General features: G+C 49.8%; 20 protein-coding genes. All 20 read right to left on the bottom strand.

Annotation, left to right across the window (positions count from 1 at the left end):
* Positions 1-44 precede the first annotated feature (44 nt).
* Entirely contained in the window at positions 45-1,160 is a 1,116-nt protein-coding gene (locus tag DWX59_RS25255; protein ID WP_166460305.1) for an ROK family transcriptional regulator, read from the bottom strand.
* Positions 1,161-1,532: 372 nt separating this feature from the next.
* Positions 1,533-3,008, bottom strand: a complete 1,476-nt coding sequence (locus DWX59_RS25250) for a PTS transporter subunit EIIC (RefSeq protein ID WP_117562849.1) — start codon at positions 3,006-3,008, stop codon at positions 1,533-1,535.
* Positions 3,009-3,141: 133 nt separating this feature from the next.
* Entirely contained in the window at positions 3,142-3,393 is a 252-nt protein-coding gene (locus tag DWX59_RS25245; RefSeq protein ID WP_117562846.1) for an HPr family phosphocarrier protein, read from the bottom strand.
* A gap of 17 nt (positions 3,394-3,410) precedes the next feature.
* Positions 3,411-3,905 carry a PTS sugar transporter subunit IIA gene (locus DWX59_RS25240; protein WP_117562844.1) on the bottom strand — a complete coding sequence of 165 codons (495 nt, stop codon included), beginning with the start codon at positions 3,903-3,905 and terminating at the stop codon, positions 3,411-3,413.
* A 57-nt stretch (positions 3,906-3,962) separates the two neighbouring features.
* Complete coding sequence (gene licT / locus DWX59_RS25235) at positions 3,963-4,793, bottom strand: BglG family transcription antiterminator LicT (protein ID WP_117562841.1); 831 nt, start codon at positions 4,791-4,793, stop codon at positions 3,963-3,965.
* Between the two features lie 226 nt (positions 4,794-5,019).
* Entirely contained in the window at positions 5,020-6,327 is a 1,308-nt protein-coding gene (locus DWX59_RS25230; protein ID WP_117562838.1) for an O-antigen polymerase, read from the bottom strand.
* The gene (gene ptsP / locus DWX59_RS25225; RefSeq protein ID WP_117562835.1) at positions 6,327-8,048 is read right to left on the bottom strand and encodes a phosphoenolpyruvate--protein phosphotransferase; all 1,722 of its coding nucleotides are present in this window, start codon (positions 8,046-8,048) and stop codon (positions 6,327-6,329) included. Before ptsP ends, DWX59_RS25230 begins: the two co-directional genes overlap by 1 nt.
* An 85-nt stretch (positions 8,049-8,133) precedes the next feature.
* A complete protein-coding gene (locus tag DWX59_RS25220; RefSeq protein WP_008716550.1) occupies positions 8,134-8,397 on the bottom strand; it encodes an HPr family phosphocarrier protein in 264 nt (87 codons plus the stop codon).
* 132 nt (positions 8,398-8,529) lie between these two features.
* Positions 8,530-9,864, bottom strand: a complete 1,335-nt coding sequence (locus DWX59_RS25215; protein ID WP_117562833.1) for a CdaR family protein — start codon at positions 9,862-9,864, stop codon at positions 8,530-8,532.
* Complete coding sequence (cdaA, locus tag DWX59_RS25210) at positions 9,845-10,714, bottom strand: diadenylate cyclase CdaA (protein ID WP_117562831.1); 870 nt, start codon at positions 10,712-10,714, stop codon at positions 9,845-9,847. The genes DWX59_RS25215 and cdaA overlap by 20 nt, the downstream gene beginning before the upstream one ends.
* Before the next feature lie 31 nt (positions 10,715-10,745).
* On the bottom strand, positions 10,746-11,702 hold the full coding sequence (locus tag DWX59_RS25205) for an ABC transporter permease (RefSeq protein ID WP_117562829.1): 957 nt from the start codon (positions 11,700-11,702) through the stop codon (positions 10,746-10,748).
* Complete coding sequence (locus DWX59_RS25200; protein ID WP_117562826.1) at positions 11,699-12,130, bottom strand: hypothetical protein; 432 nt, start codon at positions 12,128-12,130, stop codon at positions 11,699-11,701. Before DWX59_RS25200 ends, DWX59_RS25205 begins: the two co-directional genes overlap by 4 nt.
* A gap of 156 nt (positions 12,131-12,286) precedes the next feature.
* The gene (locus tag DWX59_RS25195) at positions 12,287-15,637 is read right to left on the bottom strand and encodes a response regulator (protein ID WP_235845181.1); all 3,351 of its coding nucleotides are present in this window, start codon (positions 15,635-15,637) and stop codon (positions 12,287-12,289) included.
* The gene (locus DWX59_RS25190) at positions 15,634-16,911 is read right to left on the bottom strand and encodes an ABC transporter substrate-binding protein (protein WP_117562824.1); all 1,278 of its coding nucleotides are present in this window, start codon (positions 16,909-16,911) and stop codon (positions 15,634-15,636) included. The genes DWX59_RS25195 and DWX59_RS25190 overlap by 4 nt, the downstream gene beginning before the upstream one ends.
* A gap of 153 nt (positions 16,912-17,064) precedes the next feature.
* Positions 17,065-19,008, bottom strand: a complete 1,944-nt coding sequence (gene lysS, locus DWX59_RS25185) for a lysine--tRNA ligase (protein ID WP_117562822.1) — start codon at positions 19,006-19,008, stop codon at positions 17,065-17,067.
* 45 nt (positions 19,009-19,053) lie between these two features.
* Complete coding sequence (gene greA / locus DWX59_RS25180) at positions 19,054-19,536, bottom strand: transcription elongation factor GreA (protein WP_008716565.1); 483 nt, start codon at positions 19,534-19,536, stop codon at positions 19,054-19,056.
* Positions 19,537-19,665: 129 nt separating this feature from the next.
* Complete coding sequence (gene dusB, locus DWX59_RS25175) at positions 19,666-20,652, bottom strand: tRNA dihydrouridine synthase DusB (protein WP_117562819.1); 987 nt, start codon at positions 20,650-20,652, stop codon at positions 19,666-19,668.
* Positions 20,653-20,997, bottom strand: coding sequence for a DUF6145 family protein (locus DWX59_RS25170; RefSeq protein ID WP_117562816.1), 345 nt, complete (start codon positions 20,995-20,997; stop codon positions 20,653-20,655).
* A 125-nt stretch (positions 20,998-21,122) separates the two neighbouring features.
* Entirely contained in the window at positions 21,123-22,097 is a 975-nt protein-coding gene (pfkA, locus tag DWX59_RS25165) for a 6-phosphofructokinase (protein ID WP_117562814.1), read from the bottom strand.
* 90 nt (positions 22,098-22,187) lie between these two features.
* Complete coding sequence (locus tag DWX59_RS25160; RefSeq protein ID WP_117562811.1) at positions 22,188-25,673, bottom strand: DNA polymerase III subunit alpha; 3,486 nt, start codon at positions 25,671-25,673, stop codon at positions 22,188-22,190.
* Positions 25,674-25,773: the final 100 nt, after the last annotated feature.

Below are 25,773 nucleotides of genomic sequence, written 5' to 3'. Positions count from 1 at the left end.
TCTGTTTCCGCTTATTTGCAGATTCAAATATGCTGTTAAGGATCTCAAGTTGTCAGCAACCTGTCTATATACTGTTCCTGGGCCACAAATGCGGCGCCCATAGCCTCATTGTTCTTAAATTCCCTTTTTTTGATTATGATATCCAGATTAAAATCCTCGTTGATTAAATCTAAAAACTTGACCCTTGCCATCTCATACAGCTCAGGGAAATCCACCACCATGTTGCCCCCTACCAGCAGATACTGGGGATTGTAGGTGTATATCATATTGCAGAAAGCCATGGCCATATTCTTTGTCAGGTCGTCGATAATGGGCACCGTCCACTCCTCTCCTCCATGGTAGGCGGCCATCAGTTCCTTCAGCTCACCTATGGGGTGCCCCTGATTGCTGCATTCCCTTACCACTCCCTGCTCCGATATATAGGCTGACAGGCATCCATGCTTACCACATGCGCAGAGCCTTCCATTCAGCGAGAACATGGTATGCCCAATCTCACCTGCCGCATTGTTGATTCCACGGACCATATTCCCGCCGTACATGACGGCCACCCCCACGCCGGAGCCAATGGACAGATATGTGACATCCGCGTGGTTCATGTCCGTGGACTGGAAGGTAGCACCCACCAGCGCCATCTTAATGTCATTGTCAACACACACCGGCATGCCGAATATCTCCTCCGCCTTTTTTCCGATATCCAGGTTCTTCCATCCCAGCTGGGGTGAGAAACATGACACCCCATTTTTATAATCCACCAGTCCGCAGCAGGAAATCCCCATGCACTTAACCAGCGACGGATTGATTCCTTCCCTTTTACAGAGCTGCCAGAACATGTGCTTTCCCCGGCTCATCAGCTTATCAATATCATAGTCCTCTGTCTCCAGGCGGAATATATCTTCCGCTGCCACACAGCGTTCGCAGTCAATGATACTTAGTTTAAGATAATCACAGTCAATGGCAAATCCAAGGCTTAAAAATGCGTCCTTATTGATACAGATATTAATCCCGTTCCTTCCAACACCTTTTGAGAAAGCCTCCTCCTGTTTAATCAGGTCCAGCTCCATCAGGGATGTGATGATCCTTGTGATGGAAGTGGGGCTCATCTGGAGCACTTTGGCAATGTCCGCCCTTGATATAGGATTGAATTTATTTGTTTGTATCACTCTGATAACAGCCTTACTATTATTGTACCTGAGTACATTTTGATGTTGTGCTGCTAAATCCTTCATTTTATTTCTCCTGTGGTGTTATAAATAGTAGTATAATTAGTTACGTTTTATTTGTCAACTACTTTTTGTGCTATTTGTATATTTTTCCTGTTTTCCTTCTCTGACATCATGAATCATGCACAATCCATTCCCCCCTCTCTTAATATGATACAACTATTTCCAAATTTAGTCATTACTTAATTCATTTTTGTACGGCGTCATGGCACTCCATCTGTCAATCATGGTGCAGGGAGGCCACTCCCATCTTAAGACACAAAAGGGGACGGCCTTCGCCGTCCCCTCAATCTGGACACTTCCATATACCTATTACTTCATCAGTTTCTTAAACTCATCCGCAACAAACTGTACCTGTGTGCCGACAATGACCTGTACACTGGTCTTGCTTGGACGGATGACACCGGCAATGCCGGCAGATTTAATCTTCTTCTCATCCACCTGGGTGTAATCCTTGATTTCCAGTCTTAACCTGGTAATACAGTTATCAACGCTTGTGATATTTCCTTTGCCGCCAAGACCTTCCAGCACAATTTTTGCAACCTGGGTATAATCGTTATTGGCAAGTTTTACAACTGTCTCATCAAGCTCATCATCATCCTCACGGCCAGGTGTCTTTAAGTTAAACTTCGTAATCATGAAGCGGAATACCACATAGAATACGATGAATGCCGCAATTCCTAAGGGGATGATCATCCAGGTTTTCGCAGCAGCCGGAAGGGATGCTGAGAACAGGAGATCTGTTGCGCCTGCGGAGAAGGAGAAACCGGCACGGAAACCAACCAGCACGGTGATGTAGGTAAAAATACCGTACAGCACAGCGTATACCACGTACAATACAGGTGCAAGGAACATGAAGCCAAATTCAAAGGGTTCTGTAACGCCGCAGATAAATGCACAGAGGGCTGCGGACGCCACAAGGCCGATAGCGACTTTTTTCTTGTTGTCCTTTGCGCAGTGTACAATCGCCAATGCGGCGCCTGGTACACCAAACATCATACATGGGAAGAATCCTGACATATACATACCCAGACTCCAGCTTACATTGGCAGATGTGTCGCCGGCCCAGAAGTGTGACAGGTCACCAAGTCCAATGGTATCAAACCAGAATACATTGTTTAAAGCGTGATGTAAACCAAACGGAATCAGCAGACGGTTCAGGAACGCATAGAGACCTGCGCCTACCGCACCCATCTTTGCAATTGACTGTCCTAAGGCAGTCAGTCCGCCGAATACGATCGGCCATACAAATAACAGGATAGCTGCCGCTATGACGGAAAACAATGCGGTAACAATGGCAACGCAGCGTTTGCCTGAAAAGAATGCCAGCCAGTCCGGCAGCCTTGTGTTCTTAAACTTATTATAGCAGGTAGCTCCAATCACACCGGCGATGATACCAATCAGTGCATTCTGGATCTTAGCAAAGGCCATCCCCTGGATGCTGTCCGGTGCAATGCCAGCCAATGTCTGGACAACTCCCGGTGAAAGCAGATGGGTAATCATCAGCCAGGAAACAAGACCGGCCAGGCCTGCCGTGCCGTCATGGTCATCTGACATGCCGACCGCAACGCCCACTGCAAACAAAAGCGCGATGATTGCGCCGTCAATCAATGCCAGGGCCGCCTGTGTCAGGAAATAACCAATCATCGGGATCGTACCCGTGATATCACCTCCCTGCATGACAGCCGGGCAGAGCCAATAACCAATACCGGACAGTATACCTGCAACCGGTAAGACGGCAACTGGCAGCATCAAAGATTTACCTAGTTTCTGTAGCCATTTCATCATAACATAAATCCCCTTTCTTATTTTGAGCCCTCTTATGGCATTATTCCCATAGGAAAACTCTGATTTACTTGTTCATGATTACTTTATCTAAACCTGGTCTCAGGCTTAAATCATTTTTTACCTGTCCCGGCCGTTATCCGGCCAGGACAGATTCCACTGCTTTCATGGCCTCCTCTTCATCCGGCCCCTCTATGCAGAAGACGACTTCATCCCCCGCCACCGTGTTCATGGCCATGATGGCCATCACATCTTTTGCATCCGCCGTGTTCCCATTACAGGATATTTTCACATCGGATCGGACCTGAAGCATCTTCATCATCAGCAAGGCTGCCGGCCTTGCGTGAAGTCCCATCTCATCCTTCAGGATAAAGCTGCGCTCTATCAACTCATCCCCACCTCTGATTATAATTGAATGATTGCTGTCTCCCCGGCCTTTACTTCCATTCCGCTGATGCACTCCATCTTCGGGAACTGGGGTGTGTTGCACACAATGACAGGTGTAATCACATCATATCCGGCTTCTTTTATCTTATCCATGTCAAAGTCCAGAAGCAGGTCTCCCTTTTTGACCCTGTCTCCCGCCTGTACATGGGCTTCAAAATACTGTCCCTTTAACTGTACGGTATCCAGTCCGACATGGATTATCAGCTCCGCGCCGTTATCGGTCTGTATGCTGAGTGCATGCTTTGTGTCAAACACCATGGTAACCTGGCCGTCTGCCGGTGCAACGATTTTCCCTTCAGAAGGAATGACGGCCGTGCCTTTGCCAAGAATCTCCTGGCTGAATGTAGGGTCATTGACCTGGCTCATGGGCACGGCTTTGCCGCTCACCGGAGCTGCGATGACCTTTTCATCCTTTTCTTCTCCCCCAAACAGTTTCTTTAATGAACCAAACATCCTTATTACTCCTTTCTCTGTCCCCTGCATGGGACCTTAACCATAATACTACCCATACTACTTTGTCCTGATACGCTTGATGTGCAGGGCCAGGTAAGCCACTTCCTCTTCCGTCACCTGATGTCCGTACTGCAATTTAATCAGCGCCTGTACTTTCTGGCTGCAGGCATATTCTTCCGGATATAACCTGTCGATGACCTTCTGGAACTCCAGGTTATCCAGTTCCATATGCTCCCCTGTAAATACCCGCTGGGCCAGAAAACGCAGATGTGTGATGAACCGCTCATAACTCAGGGACTGTTCATCCAGTTTTATATTAAAATACTCCTCAACCACCTCTGATACCTGCTGGATTAGATTGGTGATTTTTATTGTATCCCCCATAGGCGCATCATATTCCGCATTGACAATGTGGAGGGCAATGGAAGCAGCCTCATCCACAGGGAGCTTTATCCCCAGGTCCCTGTCAATCATGGCAATGGCGTATTCGCCGATAAGGTATTCCGCATGATAAAAGCTTCTTACCTCTCTGATCAACGGGTTGCTGAACATCATTTTCTGTTTGAAACGCTCCAGCGCAAAATTTATATGATCCGTAAGGGTGATATACACATTCGGGTTAATGGGACGGTTCAGCACTTCTTTTGCATAGCTGATGATTTCAGCGGATATCTGTACGTGTTCCATCGGAAGGTTCACAAGCAGTTCCTTGAACTTATCCATGGTGTTCTGGCTGTCCAGACGGAATACCTTCTCTATCTTATCCTCATCAATGGTGCTGCCTTCCTTGGCCTTAAAGCCCACGCCTCTTCCCATTACAATGACTTCCCTGCCTTCTTCATCGCAGGTACTTACAACATTATTATTAATTATTCTCGATATTTTCATAATTGCTCCTGAAAAAAACAAAAAAACCAACTTTGTTAAAGAGATATACGCCTTTTATGCGGATATCATCCAATTCCCTTAACAAACCTGGTTTTGCCTGCCGAACAGTAACAATCCTTATTAATTATTTAATTATACTTCCATAGATTTACTTCACTAACCAAATAATAACAAATCTTAAGATAAAAGTCAACAATATTTTAGATATTTTTTATAATTATAATTTTCAGGATTTCACAAATATATAAATCATGCCTGTAACCACCAGATAAAACCAGGTTGCCGGGTTGGAAAACCAGGTTGTAAAAAAGGACAGCATCATATACATGGCTATCTGTGCATAAATCAGATGGCCGGCCGGACATGTAAGCTTCTTCCTGCGCCGCACCAGGTAGTAACACGCAGCCCCCAGAAGCGCACCAAAAAGCACCATCCCGACAATGCCAAAGTCATAATAGGCATCATAGAACAGGGTAACCGTGGTCAGTTCCTTCTTTGTCACAAACAAAGGAAAGTCCACCAGCGACGGCACCAGGAACTTAAGCCCGGTAAACGCCCACAAAGGAAAAAGCATCCTAAGCCCCAATGTATGGGATGGAAGCTGTTCCACCAGGCAGTTAAAATTGTCGTAATTGTTGGCAATATACATATACGGCTGGGTGACGAAAATAGGCATATTGGCGTTCTTCATCTCAAATATGCCGTTAAGGTATTCCACACTGTGGCTGCGCATCACGGTAAGCAGCAGATAGGCTGGCACCATGCATGCAAACAGGATGCCCACATAAAGAGGCTTAATGTTCCCCGCCATGGAAATATAGGTAAAAGCCGCCATTCCCACTGCCAGGATCAGCTGGAACCTGGACACGCACAGCACTGGGATGGCCAGGGCCAGCACGTTAAAGCACATTGACAGCCAGAACCCGCCCGACCTGGTCACTCCCCTGCCCCGCCTCATGACCATCAGGCTGTAGACCACGGAAAGACTGGGCACCAGCACACAGGCCACCGTAAAATAATGGACGCCGCTCACATGGAAATAGGAATACGCATGGGGCACGCCATAGGAAAAAAGCGGTATGAACCCAAGCTTCCAGGCTTCAAAGGCAAATGCCAGCCAGGAAACAGCCGTCAGCCCTGCCATGGCCTGCAAAAGACGTCTGACCTGGTATGGTGACTCTGCTGACGCATAGAACCGGTACACCGATTCCATATCATCCTCGCTCCAGCCGTCAAACAGCCTTGTAAGCACCTCAAACACTCCCCAGAAAGCCACCACAGCCAGTCCCAGGCACAGCCAGGTCATATTGTCCCAATCCCCCTGCAGGCGGCTCAGCTTAAAACAGGATATCCCCTGTCCGCCCACGAAAAAGAGGCAGAACAGCCCCCTCAGATGAATGATGTTCCCGCTGTCCGCATAATCCCTGTAATACAGCCACAGGGCAGCTATAATTAAAACCAGCCCAGACAGCATGTAAAAATGCTGCCGGGCCAATATGAAACTGATACTATAACTAACAAGATAAACTGGCATTATACTGTTCCATTCTCCACAAATTCTTTCATATACTGCTCTGTCTCCGCTGCTGTTGCAAAACTCATGGCCTTGTCAGCAACCGCCTGAAGCTCGCTGGTGCTGTAGGACATGACCATCTTCCTGGATTTTAACATGGCAGACGCGCTCATGCTGAATTCATTCAGGCCAAATGCAAGAAGCAGCGGGATCATCATCGGGTCGCTGGCAGCCTCTCCGCACATACCTACCATGATGCCTGCTTCCCGTCCGCAGGCAATGATGTGCCTGATGCTCCTTAACACAGCAGGGTTAAAAGTAGAATACAGGTAGGACACCTTCTTATTGCCCCTGTCCACCGACATGGTATACTGGGTCAGGTCATTGGTACCTATGCTGAAGAAATCAGCCTCTTTTGCAAAGATATCCGCAATCAGGGATGCCGCGGCAGTCTCCACCATGATACCCACCTGGATGTCCTTGTTATATGCAATTCCATTGCTGTCCAGTTCCGCCTTAAGTTCCTCCACCAATGCCTTTGCCTCACGGTATTCCTCAATACATGTAACAAGGGGGACCATGATGCGGATGTTGCCAAAAGCGCTGGCGCGCAGCAGGGCGCGCAGCTGCGGCTTATAGACATCCTCTTTGCGGTCAAGGCAGAAACGGATTGCGCGGTAGCCCAGGAATGGGTTCTCGTCCTTCTCCAGCCCCATGTATGGGATTTCCTTATCGCCGCCGATATCCAGGGTGCGGATGATGACAGGCTTGCCGTTCATGGCCGCTGCTACCTTCTTATAGGCCTCAAACTGCTCATCCTCCGTAGGCATGGCAGTCCTGTCCATAAACAGGAACTCGGTGCGGAACAGGCCGATTCCCTCTCCATCATACTCAAGTACCTTATCCACATCCTCGGGCTTGCCGATATTAGCCACAATCTCAACCCGGACCCCGTCCTTTGTCACAGAAGCCTTGCCGATAAACTGCTCCAGTTCCTTTTTCTCTTCCTGGAACCGGACCTTCTTAGCCTCATATCCGGCCTTAACATCTGCTTCCGGATTCACATATACTTCACCGGTACTGCCGTCCAGGACCACATCATCCCCGTCCTTAACGCCTTCAATAAAGCTGTTCACAGCCACCACGGCCGGAATCTCAAGGGCCCTTGCAAGAATTGCACTGTGGCTTGTCCTGCCGCCCAGCTCCGTTACGATGCCCGTTACATTGGCAGGATTGATTCCTGCTGTCATGGATGGCGTAAGGTCCTTTGCAACAAGGATGCTTCCCGCCGGAAGGGAGGAGATATCCACGGACTGGATGCCCATCAGCACCCGCTGCATCCGCGTCTTGATATCACGCATGTCCGTGGCCCTCTGCTGCATCAGTTCATCTCCCATGGAGGCAAACATATCCGCATACATGTTGCATACATTCTCAATGGCAAACTCACTGTTGACCCCGTCGTTCTTAATGGAATTCTCAATCTCCCCTGTGAGCATGGGGTCGGACAGCAGCATCATATGGCCCTGCATGATTTCCGCCTCTTTTTCCCCTACCCTGACAGCCAGGTCTTCTGCCAGACGCTCCGTGTCCTTAATGGTCTGCTCCAGCGCTCCCTTAAAACGCTGTATTTCTGCTTCCCCATCACTCACTGCCTGTCTGGTGATTACCAGCTCTGCTTCTTCCACAATCACTGCTTTTCCAATCCCGATTCCTGCAGAAGCGCTAGTTCCCTTGTACATACTCTTGTACCTCCTTATTGCTTTCATTTATACTCACAACCTTTGGTTGCCGTCACTCTCCGGTCATTTCCCACCATGGAGGCCGTTACTCCCCTAAACCATCCTCCACAATCTTCACCATGGCTGCTAATGCCGCCTCCTCATCCGGTCCCTCGCAGACAAATGTGATTTCATCCCCGGACTTCACACAGGCGCCAAGAACACTGAGGACACTTTTGGCATTGGCCGTGGTGGTCCGTATTTTGAAGGATATCTTGGATTTATAGAGCAATGCCTCCTTGCAGAGGATACCTGCCGGCCTCAGATGCAGGCCGGATGGATTCTTAATAACGGTTGTCGCACTTACCATGTTACCTCTCTCCTTTGCACTGCACCTCTTTGTACAGTGCTGCTATATTCTGATGCAACCGCGGCTGCCGGCCTGGATGGGCGGCAGGCCCCGGGGTATGCAGTTGGCTGGAATGGATGTCCGGGACATTCCCTATGCCCCGGTTGTCTCCTTCACGGATTCCCCGGATTCATTGGTCCCGGACTGGCTTTCATCCTCTTCTGCCTCGCCATCCGGCGCAGACGGCCCTTTCTCAGTGACTGTTACCAGAACGCTGTTGCCGCTTACAAGCTCATAAGCATCGCCCAGTTCTAGCGTTACAGTTCCCATGTTGTCCCCTGGTTCCATGCTGCTTACATCCAGTTCAGCCTGGATTGCTGCGGACGTCAGCTGGTCCAGGTCTTCCTTCAGCCCCTTTACTACTATATTGAGTGATTTCCTGTCGTATTCATAATCATACTGGCCGGATGCGCCAACCTGTTTAATCTGGCTCACAGGCACCTCATACGTCCTGCTCTCCAGGGACTCCACCTTAATGACTACCTTAATCTCATTGGCAGCCGGGTCAGCAAGTTCAACGCCTTCCGGCAGGTACTTGTTCAGGTCAATGGTAACTTCCTTATCGCCTGTTGCCCCATCCATGTTCAGCTCGGACTTTGGGATTGTCACTGAATTCGCCCTGGCCAGATCGGACTTAAGGCCTTTGACCTCCACATAATTCCTGCTGCTCTCAATTCCCGTAAACCGGTAACCGTCCGCCACCGTCCCTTCTGTCTCAAAGGTAAGGTTCAGGTTCTTCTCCTTCAGTATGGGAAGGGTATAATCAATCTCAGAGCGGCTGAAGGTTACCCTGTCGCCGATCTGGTCCGTCAGGTCATTGTTATTGGCGTCAAAGCACCTCACAGGCAATGTGCCTGACAGGTCGCTGTTAGCGCCCTCAACATTAATCACGATTCCCACTGAACTGATCCGTCCCACCACGGACACGGGTCCGCTCACATATATATACGTGGGTGAGACAGTGGCCACGCCGGGATTATATCCGTCTTCGGTCACGCCTTCTGTCTTGGTCTCAAGATTAAAGGGCTTGCGCTGTAAATCCTCGGTCTCAATCCGGATGACACTGGGCTTTGATACCACGGACTCCAGCTTGTTGCTGTTATTCTTTACTTCCAGTTTAACCGGCACCGCGCCCGTTGGCTCGTACACATCTGCCAAATCGATATAAGCCCTGAAATCAGAGGCCTTGATGTTGGCGGAATCCGATGTAGTCACCTTATAGTAAACAGTAACCGTGTCCCTGTCGCCTATGACTTCATATGTCTTTCCACTGGATTCAAGGATATCCCCATTGAGGATTTCCAAGGGTACTTCCTGGCTGCGCATTACTTTTGGATTCGCTATGTTCATGACTGCCAGCCATACAAAGAATGCCAGGAAGACAGAAAGGACTTTAAGCCCAAGGTTATTAGACAGCTTTTTTTCCATTCTTCAGCCTTCCCTTCCATATTTTAAAACGGTTCAAAGAGACTGTTTCCTCCTTAACGGTGGCAAGAATCTTCTTTAATCCTTCCGCATCCGCAATTTTAGTCAAAGTCCCTTCCTCTGCCACGGAAACCCTTCCTGTTTCCTCGGAAACCACAATCGTCACGCTGTCTGTCACCTCGCTGACCCCCACCGCTGCCCTGTGGCGGGTGCCCAGGTCCTTGCTGATGGTCATGTTGTCGGAAAGCGGCAGATAACAGGTGGCCGCGGTAATACGGTTCCCGCGTATGACAACCGCGCCGTCATGAAGCGGGGTGTTGTGTTCAAATATGTTTATCAGCAGCTGGCTGGTGACCAGGCCGTTAATCTCAATCCCCGTCCTCTCGATTTCCTTAAGTGAGGACCCTCTCTCGATTACCATCAGCGCCCCTGTCTTGACTTTAGCCATCTCAAAGGTGGCCCTTACCAGTTCATTGATGGTCTTGTCGCTGAAAGCCTGGCTGTCCTTCCCGTCATCAAAGGAAAGGATGTTGGAAAGTATATTGCGGCTTCCCAGCTGTTCCAGGGCCTTGCGCAGTTCAGGCTGGAATATTACCAGCAGGGCTGTCACCGCAATGGTTGTAGTGTTTTCTAATATCCATAATATAACGGTCAGGTGGAACACGGCAGCAAATACCACAAACATCAGGATAACCAGCAGGCCCTTTAACAGGTTCCATGCCCTGGTATTCTTAATCCATACAAGGATCTCATACACCAGGAAGGAGATAATCACAATCTCCAGAATATTCCCAAGTGATATCCTTGGCAACAGAGTCAGCCATGATGACATCTGTTCTAGCATTTCTGCCATGCTGTCACCTCCTTGCAATCAATCTTTTTCATTAATACACGTTTCTCTCCCTTGTGCTGCGTTTTCTGGAACTTATTTTCTGTACCTTTACATCCGGTGTGCTCACGTTCATCTTGGGCACTGCCTTCACGTAATAATAATAATCGTCATCTTCAAACTGGACATATTCCGTCCTGGTATAATCCACTGTGATGATAAAAAAATTGTACACCACTGCAATCAGGGTTGACAATAGTATGCCCAGAATCAGCTGCCCCACTGCCACGGATACGCCAAAAACAAAATCCCCTATGAAAATGACCAGAAGTTCTGCCACGGAACCGGCTATGATGGCAATGATCCAGGAATAATCCATGGACAGCCTGCGTATCAGATACACGATGATGATGCCCACGGCACAGGTTGCAATCATGACCATCATGGTCTGGTTGAATATGACGGACTTAAGGATCTGGCTGTACTTCTGTACAATATCCACAGAACCTTCATTGGTAAGGATACCCGCATTCTGCTTTACATACATCACAAGATAATACAGGAACACCCCGCATCCCACGGGGATTACGGATGCAAGACTGCCTCCCAGCCCCACCAAAAGGGGGATTGCATAGGGAATCTTAAACAAGAACGCCAGTGGCGTTAGTACAATCAGGTAGCTGTCTCCCGGCTTGAAGCCATAGTAAAGGATTGCCACGGTCAATATAAGCACCAGCGTAATCAACGCCATCTCCAGCGACACCGCATAGACATGGGCCACAAGAAGGCAGGCTGCCAGGAACACAATGGCACCGTAGGGCAGCAGGGAACTTACCAGGCATACCAGGATGATTACCAGGGGGTTCTTAAGCTTGTTCATATATCCGATATTGGCATTCAGGCTCAGGAACGTGCACAGCGCAAACAGGAAACGGATGACCGGCTGTACGCCATAACTGTACTTATTATAAAATTGCTTTAATTGCTCTTTCCATAGCAGAAGACTTGTCATCTGGCCCTTCCTCCTCTGTTATCCCTCATTCGGTCAGTCCTGTCCTTATCGTAGCGCTTCAGCAGGTGCTTAAGCTTGGAAGCGTACATGGTCTGGGAACGGGATGCGTAATCATACCGCTTGGCATACACAATCCAGGTAATAAACAGGTAAACCGCCAGGCCGGCCACATAGATGATTCCCCAGCGTTCACCGGCGCGGAGGATCTCGTCAATACTCATATCATTCAGCAGCTCGTCCAGTTTATAGAGAACCCACATCAGAAGCAGAAGACAATAACAGAAGGTATACCCAAAAAATGAGCGGAACATCTGTCCGCCTACATAATCTTTTTTAAAATAGCGGTTAATAGGGAATATCTTCTTGCCTTCGTTCTTTTCAAATATGGCCAATTCCGTCATATATCTGACCTTTTCTTCGTTCAGCATAGGCACTCCTTAAGAATCTCATAACATATCAATTTAGTATACCACAAGTTTTTATGTTTTGCGACACCTTAAATTAATTTTTATGTTTTTGTAAGGAACTGGAAGAATTGTTTCCTTAAAAAGAACAGGCGCCGGGAATTTATTCCGGCGCCCGTTCTATTTGCCGCTTTCCCCACTCAGGTATTTGGAGAGCAGGGCTTCCAATGCATCCAGGTCAATGGGCTTTGAAAAATGTGCATTCATACCGGCCCTCATGGCCTCCCTCACATCTTCCTCAAAAGCATTGGCAGTCATGGCAATAATGGGCATATGGCATGCATCCCCGCGTTCCAGGCCCCGTATAACCTTGGCCGCCTGATATCCGTCCATGACCGGCATCTGGATATCCATGAATATCAAGTCATAATATCCTTCCTCTGACTGCCTCACCATTTCTACAGCCTCACTGCCGTCCATAGCCTCCTCAACCATGATGCCCATCTCCCGAATCAGGGTTCCGGCAATCTCCCTGTTAATCTCATTGTCTTCTGCCAGAAGAATTCGTTTCCCTTTATAATCCGGCCGCGCTGCCGGCTTCTTATCCTCGTTTGCGCCGCCGTCCAATCCCCTGAGCAGGTAACACATTTTGGAGCGGTAAAAGGGTTTGGAGATAAAAGCAGTGACTCCTGCCTCTCTGGCCTCGCCCTCTATCTCCGACCAGTCATAAGCGGTCAGGACAATGACCGGTACTGCCGCCCCCACTTCCTTCCTGATACGGCGCGTTGTTTCAATCCCGTCCATACCAGGCATCTTCCAATCAATGATTATGAGTTCATACGGGTCTTTTGTGTCCTTTGCATCCGCAGCATACCTTACACCTGTTTCTCCGTCCGTGACAAAGCATGCCCTCAGTCCCATATCCTTAAGCAGTTCCACTGCATTGAGGCAGGTCTGCCTGTCATCATCCACAATCAGGCTGTTTATCCCAAGCCAGGCCTTTGGCACCTGCTCCTCAGGTGCATCCTGCAGTTTAAGCGGTATGGTTACGGTGAATACGGTACCCTTACCGGGACTGCTTTCCACCTGTATATCCCCATTCATAAGATCAATGATGTTTTTGGTTATGGCCATTCCCAGACCGGTACCGGCAACCTTCATGCCGGCATGGTCCTGGGCGCGTTCAAAGGGCTGGAAGATATGTTCCAGAAATGATGGGTCCATTCCCACTCCGGTATCCGTGCAGCGGAACACAAAATTTCCATAACCCAGGACCAGACCATCCTCCTGCCAGGCCTCAACCTTGACAAACCCGCCCGGCGGGGTATATTTTACCGCATTGCTCAGGATATTGATGCACACCTGGCGCATACGGAGGGGGTCACCAATGACATTTTCATTTTTCATGTGCGGAAGACAGACATCCATGGCAAGCCTGCCTGCATTTGCCTGTAAATGTATAAGCCCGGCCGCATCTGCTACCAGTTCAGGGAAATTAAAGGGTTCTTCCCTGATTGAGAGTTTTCCGTTCTCTATCTTTGACATGTCCAGGACATCGTTAATCAGGCTTAAGAGATGTTTTCCTGAAAGATTAATCTTCTTCAGGCATTCCAGCACCCTGTCCCGGTCGTCAATGTGTGCGGCTGCAATTGCCGTCATTCCTATGATGGCATTCATGGGGGTCCGTATATCATGGCTCATGTTAGAAAGAAACCGGCTCTTTGCATTGCTTGCCGCCTTGGCGCTGTCCAGGGCGCTTTTAAGGGCCAGCCGCTGCTGTTCCTCTTCATGGCGCTGTTCGTCAATGCGACGGGAAATAAGGATGGCCAGCATATCATCTGAATATGGGTTATCCACATAAATAATCTGGGTGGATATCCAGTGATACTCCCCATCTGTCAGCAGATGCTTTGATTCCAGGAATACCTCATTCTTATTATGGACCAGGCTTTCACGCAGGGATTCCAGTGAAAAACGGCTTGCGTATTCCATCCGGTTATCAGGGTGAACGCCGGATGAAAAGTCCTCATAAAGCTGACTGTATGTTTCCTGGCTTCCCAGGTCTGTCATAAGCCCCTGTCTGACATAGATGAAATTCAGGGTGTCCCTGGTCAGGTTCAGGCGTATGATTACCGGATAAGCATTGGAGATGGCCCCCACCAATGTAATGCGTTCCTGGAGTTTGTCGCGTTCCGCAGCTTCCTTCTCCAGTTTCTCAGCCGTTATATCATGGAAGGTTACAATTAAGACAGGGGTTCCGTTTTCATCCATTGTCTTCTCCAGAATACCTGCTCCCCAGAAAACTTCCCCGCTGTTTTTCAGCATGCGCTTTTCAAAACCGGCCTTGCCACCTTCTGTTGACGACTGGTCAAAGAGGCGGTCCATGTCCTCATAATCATCCGGATGTATGACTTCACGGAGGTTCCGTCCGGATACAGCGTCATCGGAGGTCCCGTCCGGATAGCCCAGCAGTCCCATCCCCTCCCTGTTAAGCTGGATGATCCGGTTGGGTTCTTCCACGGTAATCAGGGCAATGCCTTCCGGCACAGCGTTATACAGATGTCCGATGTAGGCGGCCTGGTCCATAAGCCGCTTATTGGTCCGTCTCACATAGCGGATATAAAAGGCGGCCAGGATTGATATCCCCAATATGATGCTGGCCATCAGGGTCAGGGCACGCATGAGGATTTCATGGGTCTGCTCATTCACGGTATCCTTCGGGATGATTGATACCAGATACCAGTCAGACTGCAGCTGAAGCGGTATGAAGCAGAATACGGTCTTTTCTCCCTGGTATGTGAACACTGCCCAGCCATTCCCGGAGTTTTCCAGGGCCTGTCTGAACGCTTCCATCTGTGCTGGTGCATTCTGCGGCACATCCAGCATGTCAAAAAGGTTCCTCACGGTTTTATTGCTTCCGGGATGTGGGGACCGGATTAATATGTCCCCTTTTGTATTGACAACATAGGAGAAACCTGCATTATCATAGAATGAAAGGCTGAAGCTGTCCACAATGGTATCCACTTCATACTCCTTAACCAGATAAGCTTTTGTGCCGTCAGCCAGGAGGACCTGAATGTACAGGTTAAAGACATTGACTCCTGTCACGCTGCTTATGTGCGGGTTGACAATCCCGCTTTTCCTCTGCTGTCCAAAAATCTGTTTTCCAACCGCCTGATCCCATACTCCATATCCGGACAGGCAGGTACCATCGGAAAGATAAAGCTCTGTACCATGACGTGATTGGGCGGAGTGTTCCAGTATTTCCACAATCTCCTGCTTCTGCTGCAATGAATATCCCTCTAAATCCACTGCAACATTTCCCATATCCTCATATGCTTCCTGAAGCTGGATGCGCAATGTGGTACAGCCCTGTTTTGTGCTTTCCATGATTGTATGGATAGATTGTTCCCAAAGCTGCGTGCTCACATCCTGTACGAAAAGGACGGTAAGAAAACTAAGCGCAGCGCCAATGCAGACCACTGCCAGGATTATTTTTGTCTTCATATGTACACCATCATGGTCGGTCATGGTGTTCCTCCTTCTGTAATGCCCTGTTTATCCATCCAGTCCATGACAGCTTTAAGGGGCTCCCCTGAAAGAAGCTTCTGGGAAACCTCTGCCGTCAGGCTCCATATAGGAAGTTCAAGAAATCCGTCCGCCCCGATTACGGTCCTGCCTTCCTGGTAGCAGGATATCAAGGGGGCAATTTCGTCGACAGATGAAGACGCCCCGTTTTTCAGTGGACTTAAGGATGACTGCTGGTCCGCGAATTTCTGAATATTTTCCGGCCTGGTAAAGTACTCCACAAACCGTACCGCCTCCTCCGGGTAATCACTGTCAGCATTGATGCTCAGGCGCGTGTCTGCGTTAATGACCACAAGATTCCCCTCATCCAGGACAGGGTAAGGGACCACCTGGAACGTAAAATCCGGTTCCATGCCTTTGACCCGTCCTACAGCCCATGCACCGGTCAGCAGGAAAGGCGACACACCTTTGATAAATTCCTCCAGGTCATCTGAGGTTTTCATTGTAGTAAGGGTTTTCCCTGCATCAACATAACCTTTGGTTATCAGTTCCTCTGCAAGGGAAAAACCAGGCTCCAGATACCTGCTGACGGGTTCCTGCCCGCTGTTCAGGCGTTCAAACACTTCCGCCTGACGTTTTTCCTGGTATACGTCATAAAATCCCCTGCCGATTGCCAGGGTTTTTAAGGAGATATCATTATTGGCAATGACTGGTGTTATGCCCCGTGAAAGAAAATAACCGCAGGTATCCTCCCACTCCCCAAGGTTTTCCGGTATCTTCTGCTTATGTTCCTTTAACAGGTCCATATTGCAATAAAGGCCAAATACGGAAACGGTGGTGGGCAGCCAGTATATCTCCCCGTCTTCCTCCATCTGGCTGAGCATGCTTTCCGTATAGTTGGAAAGCGTACTGACCGCAGATAGGTCTGCCAGCTGTCCCTTATCCCGCAGTTCCAACACCGCATCATGATTCACCATGAAGATATCATCCCCTTTACCGGCCTCCATGCGCTTGCTGAGGGCATCGTAATATTCCGTGCCCTTCAGGCTTTCATAGGAGACACGTACATCCGGGTTTTCCTTCATGAAACCGGTAATGATTTCTTCAATAACAATCACATTTTCCGTTTCATATTTATTTCCAAAAAAAGTAATTGTCACAGGTTCTTCCTGGGTTTTCCCGTAATCCACCACCTGGTTCCCGGCTCCACAGCCTGAAAGGAGGGCTGCGGATAAGGCTCCCGATATGAAAATCCCTGTTTTTATGCGTCTTTTCATCGATACCCCCCTTTTATCAGCTTCACTTAAGACAAACATATATATTATACCACGTAACAGCCAATGCAAAAAGGACATTTCTAAAATCTTCTTAGAAATGTCCTCTTACCGCTTATCAGGAACAAGTTCCCGGATGAATCATCAAACAGCTTCTTAATATAACTTTGCGCCTGCCGGTATATGGTCGTCCACCAGCAGGAGATGAAGTCCTTCTGCTCCGTCCTCTTCATGTACCGCAGAAATCAGCATACCGCAGGAATCAATTCCCATCATCTTGCGCGGAGGCAGGTTTACAATGGCAATGGACGTCTTCCCAATCAGCTCTTCCGGCTCATAATATTCATGAATCCCGCTTAAAATCGTGCGGTCCGTGCCAGAGCCATCGTCTAAGGTAAACTGGAGAAGTTTCTTGCTCTTCGGTACTGCAACACAGTCTTTTATCTTTACAGCACGGTAATCGGACTTTGCAAAGGTCTCAAAATCCACCATTTCCTCAAACAGCGGCTCGATTTTCACGTTGGAAAAATCAATTTTTTCTGCCTTTTTTTCCTCTGCCCTTCCTTCTACCGAAACAACTTTTTCTGCCTTTTTCCCACTATCAGAACCACCCAGTGTCTTCATTGTTGGGAACAGCAATACATCCCTGATTGCCGCTGAGTCCGTCAGAAGCATGCACATACGGTCAATCCCAAACCCGATACCGCCTGTGGGAGGCATACCCACTTCCAGGGCATTGATGAAATCCTCATCCGTATGGTTTGCTTCCTCATCCCCCTGGGCCAGCAGTTCTTCCTGGGCCTTGAAACGCTCCCTCTGGTCAATGGGGTCATTCAGTTCAGAATAGGCATTAGCCATCTCCCAGCCGTTCATAAAGAACTCGAAACGCTCCACATACTCCGGATTTTCCGGTTTCTTCTTGGTCAGCGGTGAAATCTCAATGGGATGGTCCATGACAAAGGTGGGCTGGACCAGATGCTCTTCCACAAACTCCTCAAAGAAAAGGTTCAGGATATCGCCCTTCTTATGGCGCCCCTCAAACTCCACATGCTTTTCCCTGGCGGCGGCCCTGGCTTCTTCCAGGGTATGGATCTGGCTAAAGTCCACGCCTGAATACTTCTTCACGGCGTCTACCATGGTGATACGCTCAAATGGCTTCCCTAAATCCATCTGAATCCCGTTATAGGTAATGGTGGTGGTCCCCAGTACCTCCTGGGCCACAAAACGGTACAGGTTCTCTGTCAGGTCCATCATGCCATGGTAATCCGTATATGCCTGATACAGTTCCATCAGGGTGAACTCCGGGTTGTGCCTGGTGTCCAGTCCCTCGTTGCGGAACACACGTCCAATCTCATATACCCTTTCAAGCCCGCCTACAATCAGCCTCTTTAAGTAAAGCTCCAGTGAAATGCGCAGCTTTAAATCCTCATCCAGCGCATTGAAGTGGGTTTCAAAAGGTCTTGCGGCAGCGCCGCCCGCATTGGCAACCAGCATGGGGGTCTCCACTTCCATGAAGCCTTCCCCTCCCAGATACCTGCGGATGGCGGCAAGGATTTTGGAACGCTTGATGAAGGTATCCTTGACCTCCGCATTCATGATTAAATCCACGTAACGCTGGCGGTAACGCATATCCGTGTCTGTCAGTCCATGGAACTTCTCAGGAAGCACCTGAAGGCTTTTGGAGAGAAGGGTCACCTCCGTGGCATGGATGGAAATCTCGCCTGTCTTGGTGGTAAACACAGTTCCCCTGATGCCGGCCACATCTCCGATGTCCATCTTCTTAAAATCCTTATAAGTCTCTTCCCCCACGCTGTCACGGGCAACATAGACCTGGATACTGCCTTTTAAATCCTGTATATTGCAGAAAGAAGCCTTACCCATGACGCGCTTGAACATCATACGGCCTGCGATGGCTGCTTCCTTCCCTTCCCACTGCCCGTAATTGTCTTTCACATCCATGCTGTGGGCAGTCACATCATATTTTGTGATCTGGAAAGGGTCCTTTCCAGCTGCCTGAAGCTCTGCCAGCTTATCCCGCCTGGCCTTCAGCACATGATTCAAATCCTGTTCTGCCTGGTTAACCTTCTGCTGATCTCCCACGTCTCGCGCTCCTCCTGCGTTCATCTATTCTATCAATGGTTTTCCTTATGAAACCCTCTGGATTTCCAGCACCTTATACTGGATATCACCTGCCTGTGTCTCCACTTCAACGCAGTCACCCACAACCTTGCCAATCAGGGCACGGCCTACCGGTGACTCATTGCTTATCTTATTCTGCAGGCTGTTGGCTTCTGTGGAACCTACGATATAGAATTCCATCTCCTCATCATATTCTACATCCAGAAGCTTTACCTTACATCCGATGTTGATTTTGTCAAGGTCTATCTCATCCTCCACAACCACTTCTGCGTTCTTAAGCAGCTTTTCCAGTTCTTCGATACGCAGTTCAATATCCCTCTGCTCATCCTTGGCAGCGTCATACTCCGCGTTCTCAGACAGGTCTCCCTGCTCCCTAGCTTCCTTAATCTTCTGTGCTACTTCTTTTCTTTTGACAACCTTCAGATTCTGCAGTTCATCCTCATACTGTTTGAGTCCGGCATATGTCAATATGTGTTTCTTATCCGCCATTTTACCTGCTTCCTTCCTTTTGATTCTTTGATTTATGTTTGTTTTCACTTAAGTATCTGTCTTACTATCCACACATTCAGTGTATTATATAAGAAAATATGGCTATTGTCAAGAATGGTTTCCATCTTTTCAACCTGGAATTGATAGCGGGTTTGACGGCACGGCCTGATTGAGAAGTCCTGCCAGCCCTTTCAGTGTTTCCACCTGGTTGATTTCATTTCTGAGGGCAGCCGAATGGGGCATTCCCTTGGTGTACCAGGCCACGTGCCCCCGCATCTCACGCATGGCAGTCTGCTCACCCTTGTACGCTGCCAGCATATGTCCGTGACGCAGGATCATTGCCTGTATCTCTTCTATAGAAGGTCCTGGAAGGATTTCCCCCGTGTCCAGGTAATGGTTGATGCGCCTGATAATCCACGGATTCCCCTTCGCTCCCCTGGCCACCATGATTCCATCGCAGCCAGTTTCCTCCATCATGCGCCCGGCATCCTGAGGCGTGAAGATGTCCCCGTTCCCAATCACCGGAATCTTCACCGCCTCCTTTACCTGGCGTATGATATCCCAGTCCGCCTTTCCTGAATAATACTGTTCCCTTGTCCTGCCATGGACAGCCACTGCCGCCACGCCGCTGCCCTCAGCCATTTTTGCAAACTCCACCGCGTTGACGCTGGTGTCATTGAATCCCTTGCGGAACTTGACCGTAACCGGTTTCTTTACCGCCTTCACCATGGCGGAAAGGACCTTTTCTGCCTGTTTGGGGTTTTTCATAAGGGCGGAGCCTTCGCCGTTATTCACCACCTTAGGCACGGGACACCCCATGTTCACATCGATGAAATCATATGGGCCGTCCTCAATCCTGGCAGCAATCTGAGCCATGATATCCGGGTCCGATCCAAAGAGCTGGATGGCCGCGGGGCGTTCCTGTGGGTGTATCTGCATCAGTTCCTTTGTATTCCTGTTATTGTACAGGATGGCCTTTGCACTGACCATCTCCGTCACCACACATCCGGCCCCCTGTTCACGGCAGAGCAAACGAAATGGCAGGTCCGTCACTCCTGCCATGGGTGCCAGTATTACATTATTTTCAAGAATGGTGTTTCCTATCCTCAGTTCCATCTATCCTTCCTCATCCAGGTCCAGGTCTTCCCCCAGGAAAAACGTCCTGTAATACAGTTCCAGTGATTCAAGCATCTCCCTTTTTTCTTCCTGGTACTGCTTAATCTTAAGGACACTGCCGATTTCATCAAACAGGTAATCCTCCTCGGGAGCCGTTACCTTGAACTCCAGGGTCCCGCTGTCATCAAACTCCAGGGTCAGGATTCCCCCCACATCCTCTGTATAAAGAACGCACATGATGTGCAGTTCATCCTTAACGGACTGGGGCAGTGAACTGAATTCCTGGTTAAAATAATACTTCTGTTCATAGGAATTGGCTCCGCAGAGCACCTTTGTATCCATCATCTCATCTCTCCACAAAAGTCCGCTGCCCCGGAGGAGATAACCTACCGCAGGCGCGGACTTTCCATTCATTCTATATTCGGATGCAGCCAGTGCCCTGCATTATGGATACACTGCCGCAGCGCTCCTTACCTTATGAGCAGCTTCGCAACCTCATACTGCTCTTCCGGAATGTCCTTTTTCATGTTCAGCGCTTCCTGGATATCATAATCAACGAATTCGCCGTGCTTATACGCCACCAGACGGTTGCTCTTGCCTTCCGCCAGAAGTTCGGCTGCCCTGGCGCCCATGATGGAAGCATAAACCCTGTCCTTACAGGTAGGCGTGCCGCCTCTCTGCATGTGTCCCAGGATGGTGGCCCTTGTCTCAATCCCGGTGGCTGCCTCAATACGTTTTGCCATGGAGCCGGAATGTCCGATTCCCTCGGCATTAATGATGATATTGTGCTTCTTGCCCCGTCTGCGGTTGTCGATGATCCTGTTGATGAGCGCCTGTTCATCTCCGTCATACCGTTCCGGAAGAAGGATATCCTCAGCGCCGTTGGCAATGCCGCACCACAGCGCAAGATAACCCGCGTTCCTTCCCATCACTTCAACGATACTGCACCGCTCATGGGAAGTGGAGGTGTCACGGATCTTGTCAATGGCCTCCATGGCCGTGTTGACAGCCGTGTCAAAACCAATGGTGTAATCCGTACATGCAATGTCCAGGTCAATGGTTCCCGGAAGTCCGATTGTATTGATTCCAAGGGCGGAAAGCTTGCCAGCGCCGCGGAAGGAACCGTCGCCGCCAATCACCACAATGCCGTCGATTCCATGCTTACGGCAGATTTCAGCGCCCTGCTGCTGGCCTTCCGGTGTAGTAAACTCCTTGCATCTGGCTGTGTAAAGTATGGTACCGCCCTTGTTGATAGTGTCCGATACGCTGGTGGACTCCATATCCACGATTTCCTCTTCCAGAAGTCCTGCGTAGCCGCGCATGATTCCCTTTACCTTAAGTCCCTTGTTAATTGCCGCACGAACCACTGCGCGGATTGCCGCGTTCATTCCCGGCGCATCCCCGCCGCTTGTAAGTACTCCAATGGTCTTCACTGCCTTTGCCATAGCAATTTACCTCCTTGTATTAAGCGCCTGCGTCCACCGCCCGCGCAATGTCACTCTTATTCATTCTCTCATTTTATGCCCAACGCTATTCTAATGCATTTTTACCAGCTTTTCAAGACCTTTTTCTACCACTTTGACATTTTTTTCACCAAGTTCATGCTGCAGCCCTTGTAAAAGCTGGTCCGTGACATGGACGTTCCAGGAGGGGGGGAGCATCTTTTTGGCCCGTTCCTTCTGGAGATAAATGACCACCCTGTCCTTTCCCTCGCTGGACTTCAGCTGGGAAAGCAGCTTCTGTTCGCTTTCCCGGTAGGCTTCCTTATCCGCAAACTGGACCCACAGTTCCTTGGGCGTGTCCTCAAAGGGCACCACCTGTTCACACACCAGCTTTCCCACCGGGTCATCGCCAACGGAAACCCTGCCGCGGATAAAAAGCTTGGCGTCCTCGGTAAACAGTTCACGGTTGGCCTCATAATCCTTTGGGAACACGATTACTTCCACGGACCCCATAAGGTCTTCCAGGGTAATGAACGCCATCAGCTGGTTGGTCCTGGTGGTCTTCACTGTCTTTCCGGCAACCATTCCCCCTATAATGACCCTGCTCCCGTCCTGGACCCCTGCTTTTTCCGTCTCCTCATCCACCATGAAATCAGCTGACGTGGCGGTTATGTTCCTGCGCCAGGCATCCTCATAGTCATCCAGGGGATGGCCGCTGATGTACACGCCCAGGATATCCTTCTCAAAAGCAAGCAGCTCCTCTTTGGAGTATTCCCCCACATCGGGAAAGGTAATCTGAAACTCGTCCCTGGCCTCATCGCCGGCAATGTCAAACAGACTCAGCTGGCCCTCAAACATGGATTTGCGCTCCCTGGCCTTTTCCTCCAGCATGGTGGGCGCCACCGCCATCTTCTGCCGCCTGGTGCCTGGCAGTGTGTCCAGGGCGCCGGATTTGATAAAGTTCTCCAGCGTCCTCTTGTTGACCTCCTTCATGGACATACGGCCCACAAAGTCTTCCATGGAACGGAAGGGCCCGCCCTTCCCACGCTCTGCAAGGATTACATCCACAACCGGCTTGCCCACGCTCTTAATGGCGGAAAGCCCATAGCGGATTGCATCCCCTGACACGGAAAAGCCGCTCTCCCCCTCATTGATATCCGGGGGCAGCACCGGGATTCCCATCATCCGGCGGCAGGTAAGGACATATTCGGAAAACTTGCCAACATTGTCCATGACCGACGTCATAAGCGCAGCCATGAACTCACGGGGATAGTAATACTTAAGGTAGGCGGTCTGATAGGATACCACGGCGTACGCGGCTGCATGGGACTTGTTAAATGCATATTTTGCAAAGTCAATCATCTCATCGTAGATGTGGTTGGCCGTCTTCTCATCAATCCCATTCTTCACACAGCCCTTAACGCCCTCCTCCTCATTGCCGTACACGAAATTATGGCGTTCCTTTTCCATGACCGAGGTCTTCTTCTTACTCATGGCCCTGCGCACCAGGTCGCTCCGTCCCATGGTGTATCCGGCCAAGTCACGCACGATCTGCATGACCTGCTCCTGGTATACGATACAGCCGTAGGTGGGGCTTAATATATGTTCCAGCTGGGGGCACTCATAGGTAATGGACCCCTTGTCGTTCTTGCCTTTCAGGTACCTTGGTATGAAATCCATGGGACCTGGACGGTACAGGGAGATTCCTGCAATGATATCCTCCAGGTTCTCCGCCTTAAGCTCCTTCATGAAGCTTTTCATCCCGGCGCTTTCCAGCTGGAACACGCCTTCTGTCCTTCCGGTCCCAATGGACTCCAGGACCTGCCTGTCGTTAAAATCAATCTGGTCTATATCAATGCTTATGCCATAATCCTTCTCAGCCAACCGCACCGCATTCTGGATGACGGTAAGGGTACGCAGGCCCAGGAAATCCATTTTCAGAAGTCCCAGTTCCTCTATGGTGGTCATAGTGAACTGGGTGGTAATCGTACCGTCGCTTGCCCTGGAAAGGGGTACGAACTCATCAATGGAGCGGCTGCCGATCACCACGCCTGCGGCATGCATGGATGTATGCCTCGGCAGGCCTTCCAGACGCTTTGACATATCAATCAGGTAACGCACCTGCTGGTCTTCATTATACGCCTTTTTTAAATCCGGATTCATCATCAATGCCTTATCAAGGGTCATTCCCAAATCGCCCGGTATCATCTTGGCAATGGTGTCGCACATGGAATAGGGCAGGCCCAGCACCCTTCCCACATCCCTGACCACGCCCTTGGCTGCCAGGGTACCGAAGGTGACAATCTGGACCACCTGGTCCTTACCGTACTTGCGTACCACATAGTCTATGACTTCCTGGCGCCGTTCATAACAGAAATCAATATCAATATCCGGCATGGACACCCTCTCCGGGTTCAGGAAACGTTCAAACAGGAGGTTATAGCGCACCGGGTCAATATTGGTGATTCCCAGGGTATAGGACACCACGCTTCCGGCCGCAGAACCGCGCCCCGGTCCTACCATGATATCCTGGGAGCGGGCATAATTGATGAAATCCCAGACAATCAGGAAATAGTCCACATATCCCATGGTACGGATGGTGTCCAGCTCATAATCCAGACGGCTGCTTAAGGTACCGTCATCCTCCGGGTATCTTGTCTTAAAACCCTCGCGGCACAGATGGTTCAGATAACTCCAGGAATCAAAGCCTTCCGGCACTTCGTATTTGGGAAGCTTGGTCACACCGAACTCAATCTCCACATTGCACCGCTGTGCTATCTTGTGGGTGTTCTCCAGGGCCTGGGGCGCATAGGGGAACAGTGCCTTCATCTCCTCCTCGGACTTGCAGTAGTACTGCCCGCCCTCATAGCGCATGCGGTCCTCATCCTCCACCTTCTTGCCGGTCTGGATGCACAGCAGTATATCGTGGGCCTTCTCATCCTCTGCAAACGTATAGTGGATATCATTGGTGGCCACCAGTTCAAGCCCTGTCTCCCTGCTCATGCGCATCAGTCCCTGATTGACCAGTTTCTGGTCGGGCAGCCCATGGTCCTGCAGTTCCAGGAAAAAGTTGTCCTGTCCAAATATGTCCACATACCGTCCGGCTGCCCGCACAGCCTCCTCGTACATGCCCCTGGTAAGATATCTCTGCACCTCGCCGGCCAGGCAGGCGCTCAGTGCAATCACCCCCTGGTGGTACTTGGCAAGCACCTCATAATCCACCCTGGGTTTATAATAAAAACCATCCACAAATCCCTTGGACACAATCTTCATCAGGTTCTCATATCCCTGGTTGTCCTCTGCCAGAAGCACCAGATGATAGTACCTGTCCTCACCGCTGACCGTCTCCCTGTCAAAGCGGGAGTTCGGCGCCACATAGACCTCACAGCCAAGAATAGGCTTAATACCTGCTTCCTTTGCAGCTTTATAAAAATCAATCACACCATACATCACACCGTGGTCCGTAACAGCCATGCTGTCCATCCCAAGTTCTTTGGCCCTGGCCGTCAGCTCCTTGATCTTGCAGGAGCCGTCTAACAGGCTGTATTCCGTATGGACATGTAAGTGGGTAAATGCCATTGGTTCTCTTCTCCTTCCATATGAGTTATAGTTTAGCATAGATCCGGCCAAAAGAAAAGAGGTTCTATACTGAATGTTGGGGTGTACTGAAAAGCACACT

Origin of the sequence: Enterocloster aldenensis, assembly GCF_003434055.1 — a bacterium.
In the GTDB taxonomy this organism is placed as follows: Bacteria; Bacillota; Clostridia; order Lachnospirales; family Lachnospiraceae; genus Enterocloster; species Enterocloster aldenensis.
The sequence above is the reverse complement of the archived record's forward strand: the minus strand, read 5'-3'. Positions and strand labels throughout refer to the sequence as shown.